The following is a 3,437-nucleotide window of genomic DNA, read 5'->3' on the forward strand; positions in this document are numbered from 1 at the left end:
CCGCGACTTGGTGCACCGCGCCGACGTGCAGAAGTGGATGGACGGCGTCGACCGGCTGCGCGAGGACGTGGACCGGCTGGAGGCGTGCGTGCGCCGGCTGCAGCGCCGGCTGACAGCGGGGCCTTCCGCGTGATCCGCGGCCTGGGCCAGTTGCGCCGCCTGTGGCAGATCCGCCGCGTGGTGGCCAAGTACGGCCTGGGCGAACTGCTGGGCGAGGGCGGCCGCCGGCTGGGGCTGTGGCCGTCGGCGGCGATGCGCGCACGGCCGCTCGGCGTGCGCATCCGCGAGGCGTTGGAGGAGCTGGGGCCGGTGTTCGTCAAGCTGGGCCAGACCCTGTCCACGCGCCCGGACCTGTTGCCGCCGGACATCGCCAGCGAGCTGGCCAAGCTGCAGGACGAAGTGCCGCCGTTTCCCGGCGAGGTGGCGCGCGCGCTGGTCGAAAAGGCCTACGGTTTTCCGCTGGAACAGGTGTTCGAGCAGTTCGACACCCGCCCGCTGGCCTCGGCCAGCGTGGCCCAGGTGCATGCCGCGCGGCTCAGGCCGGCGCCCGGCGAGAGCCAGGGCCTGGACGTGGTGGTCAAGGTGCTGCGCCCGGACATCGACCGGCAGATCCGGCGCGACGTGGACCTCATGTACACGATCGCGGGGCTGGTCGAACGGTATTGGCAACAGGGCAAGCGCCTGCACCCGGTGCGCATCGTCGAGGAGTACGAGAAGGTCATCTTCGACGAGCTGGACCTGCTGCGCGAGGGCGCCAATGCCAGCCAGCTGCGCCGCAACTGGCTCGGCTCCGAGCTGATCTACCACCCGCAGGTGTTCTTCGACTACAGCCGCCCGAACGTGCTGGTGCTGGAGCGCGTGTACGGCATCCCGATCGACGACATCGCGGCGCTCAAGGCGGCCGGGGTCAACTTCCAGGTGCTGGCCGAGCGCGGCGTGCAGATCTTCTTCAACCAGGTGTTCCGCGACAATTTTTTCCACGCCGACATGCACCCGGGCAATATCTTCGTGGACGTGGACAACCCGCAGCAGCCGCGCTACGTGGCGCTGGACTTCGGCATCGTCGGTTCCCTGAGTCCCGGCGATCAGCGCTACCTGGCGGAAAATTTCCTGGCCTTTTTCAACCACGACTACCGGCGCGTGGCCGAGCTGCACGTGGAGAGCGAGTGGGTGCCGCCGGGCACGCGCGTGGACGAGTTCGAGGCTGCGATCCGCAGCGTGTGTGAGCCGATCTTCAACCGCCCGCTCAAGGACATCTCCTTCGGCATGTTCCTGGTGCGGCTGTTCCAGACCGCGCGCCGCTTCCACATGGAGGTGCAGCCGCAGCTGGTGCTGCTACAGAAGACCATCCTCAACATCGAGGGCCTGGGCCGGCAGCTGTATCCCGAGCTGGATCTGTGGAAGACCGCCAAGCCCATCATGGAGGAGTGGATGCGCAACCGCATCGGCCCGCGTGCCACGCTGGAGCGTTTCCGCGACCAGATCCCGACCCTGGCCGAAACGCTGCCGCAACTGGCGCACGGCCTGTTGCGGCGGCTGGAATCCGGCCATTTCCAGCCGGGCGCGGCGCAGCGCCAGGCGTTGGCCGAACTGCGCGCCGAGATCGCCCGCGGCAACCGCCGCAACCGGCTGGTGCTGGCGGGCGCCACCTTTCTGGTCAGCGCGGTGCTGCTCATGGGGCTTGACGGCAGCTGGGCGCAGGGCTGGCGTGGGGTGTCGCCGGTCGTCTGGCTTTTGGGAGCTGCAGGACTGTATCTTTGGTGGCGCGGATTCCGGAACCGGGATTGAGCCGGCGCGGGAGAGCAGACATGCCAAGTACCAGACAGCTGTTGACGCTGGCGGCTCTGTCCGGACTGCTGAGCTATGGTCTGCTGTGCCTGGCGGGCAATGTGCCGGCCTGGCTGCCGTTGCCCGCCGACGTTTTCCGCTACGCGCCGGGCTTCGTGTTCGGGCTGATGGCGCTGCAACTCGCCGCACAGCTGCCCCTGCGCCGAGCCGGCCTCGTGCTGGCGGCGGGCCTCACCTGGATACTCATGTTCCAGCTGGCGAGCGGGCTGGTGACCGAGCAGGAACAATCCACCGTGCTGGCTTGCGGCGTGGCCGGCGGGCTGGGTGCCTGGCTCATCTCCTTGTCGGTGCGCTTGCTGGCGCCGCGGCGGCTGTCCCTGCTGGCCATGCTCATGGCCTTCGTCGCCGGTACGCTGGGCGGCTGCGTGATCGGCGAGGGACTGCTCATGCCGGACGAATCCTGGTGGCTGCACATTCTGCTGATTGCCGGTTTCTTCGCCTGGCAGGCCGGCGTGGCAGGCTCGCTGCTGCTGGTGGACGAGCTGGGCGAGCACGAAGCCCATGCCTGAACGCCTGCGCCGGGCGATACCGTGCGCGCCGACCCCCGCGTTTTTTCTGTCCGTTGCCGTCGCGGCCCTCGCTGCCTGTTCCGAACCGGCGCCGCCGCCCGCACCCAGTACCGCGCGACCCGTCGCGCCGGGGGTCACGATCGAGCACGATGCCCGGCCGGGCGAGGCGCATTACCTCATCGCCAGCGGCGCATGCCGTATCCGCTGGGAACTGCGCACGGTCGAGCCGCAGGTACTGCTGCAGCGCGCGCAGTGCACGCTGCCGCTCACCGAACAGGTGCCCTTACTGGAAGCGCTTTGGCAGGCGCTGCCGCCGGCGCCGGTGCGCCAGCTGTTCTGGGGACGCCTGTGCCCGGACGCCGGTTGCGGTGGGCGCGAGCTGTCGCAGCGCCTGGCACTGGCCGCGTTTGGCGCGCCCGAATGGGATGCGCGTCGCGGCCGGCCGGTGCGTGGCCACGAGAACGCCGTCGTGCAGCAATTGGCCAACGCGGTGCCTATTTATCCCGAGCTGCGCGCAGGCTTCGCACGCCAGGGCTGGAAGATCGAGCTGAGCGGGGTGGAGAAGGTGCTGGTGGCACCTGCCGCGGCGCTGCCCTACTGGCCGGCCTTGCAGGCCGCGGGCGTGCCCGCGGACGCGAAGCTGCCCTATGACGCGCTGGCCTGGTTCAGGCTGACGCCGTCTTCGTGACCAGCATACGCTGCTCCAGCTCGGCGCGCTTGCCGGCGCCGGCCAGGGTTTCCACCAGGGTCAGCGCGAAGGCCAGCGCCGTGCCCGGACCGCGCGAGGTGATCAGCGGGCCGTCCACGACCACGGGGTCTTCTTGGTAGCGCACCTGGCGGGGGTCGAGAAACCCGGGGTAACTGGTCGCGCGCCTGCCCTGCAGCAGCCCGGCACTGGCCAACACCTTGGGCGCGGCGCAGATCGCGCTGACGGTCTTGCCGGCCGCAGCCATGTCGGTCAGCAGGCGGCGGAGGCGTGGGTCGCGGTCCAGGTGGTCGGCACCGGGCAGGCCGCCGGGCAGGGCGATCAGGTCGAAGTCCGCGGCGCGCGCCTGTGCCAGCGGCAGGTCGGTGTCGATG

4 protein-coding genes are annotated in these 3,437 nt (G+C 70.0%); 3 read left to right on the forward strand and 1 reads right to left on the reverse strand.

The annotated features are described in order from the left end of the window. Positions 1 to 129 precede the first annotated feature (129 nt). From ubiB to VNJ47_04405, 3 genes are read left to right on the forward strand one after another with little or no spacing between them, the layout of a single operon-like run. Positions 130 to 1,788: a ubiquinone biosynthesis regulatory protein kinase UbiB gene (gene ubiB / locus VNJ47_04395; protein HXG28071.1), complete on the forward strand. Its 1,659-nt coding sequence runs from the start codon at positions 130 to 132 to the stop codon at positions 1,786 to 1,788. Between the two features lie 20 nt (positions 1,789 to 1,808). Next, entirely contained in the window at positions 1,809 to 2,357 is a 549-nt protein-coding gene (locus VNJ47_04400) for a hypothetical protein (GenBank protein HXG28072.1), read from the forward strand. Further along, positions 2,350 to 3,045, forward strand: coding sequence for a hypothetical protein (locus VNJ47_04405; protein HXG28073.1), 696 nt, complete (start codon positions 2,350 to 2,352; stop codon positions 3,043 to 3,045). The genes VNJ47_04400 and VNJ47_04405 overlap by 8 nt, the downstream gene beginning before the upstream one ends. On the opposite strand, the gene VNJ47_04410 is transcribed toward VNJ47_04405, so the two are convergent. Then, on the reverse strand, positions 3,023 to 3,437 hold a 415-nt coding region (locus tag VNJ47_04410; protein ID HXG28074.1), incomplete at its 5' end, for a DJ-1/PfpI family protein. The two genes, VNJ47_04405 and VNJ47_04410, sit on opposite strands and share 23 nt — an antisense overlap.

Source organism: Nevskiales bacterium, from assembly GCA_035574475.1.
Taxonomy (GTDB): Bacteria; Pseudomonadota; Gammaproteobacteria; order Nevskiales; family DATLYR01; genus DATLYR01.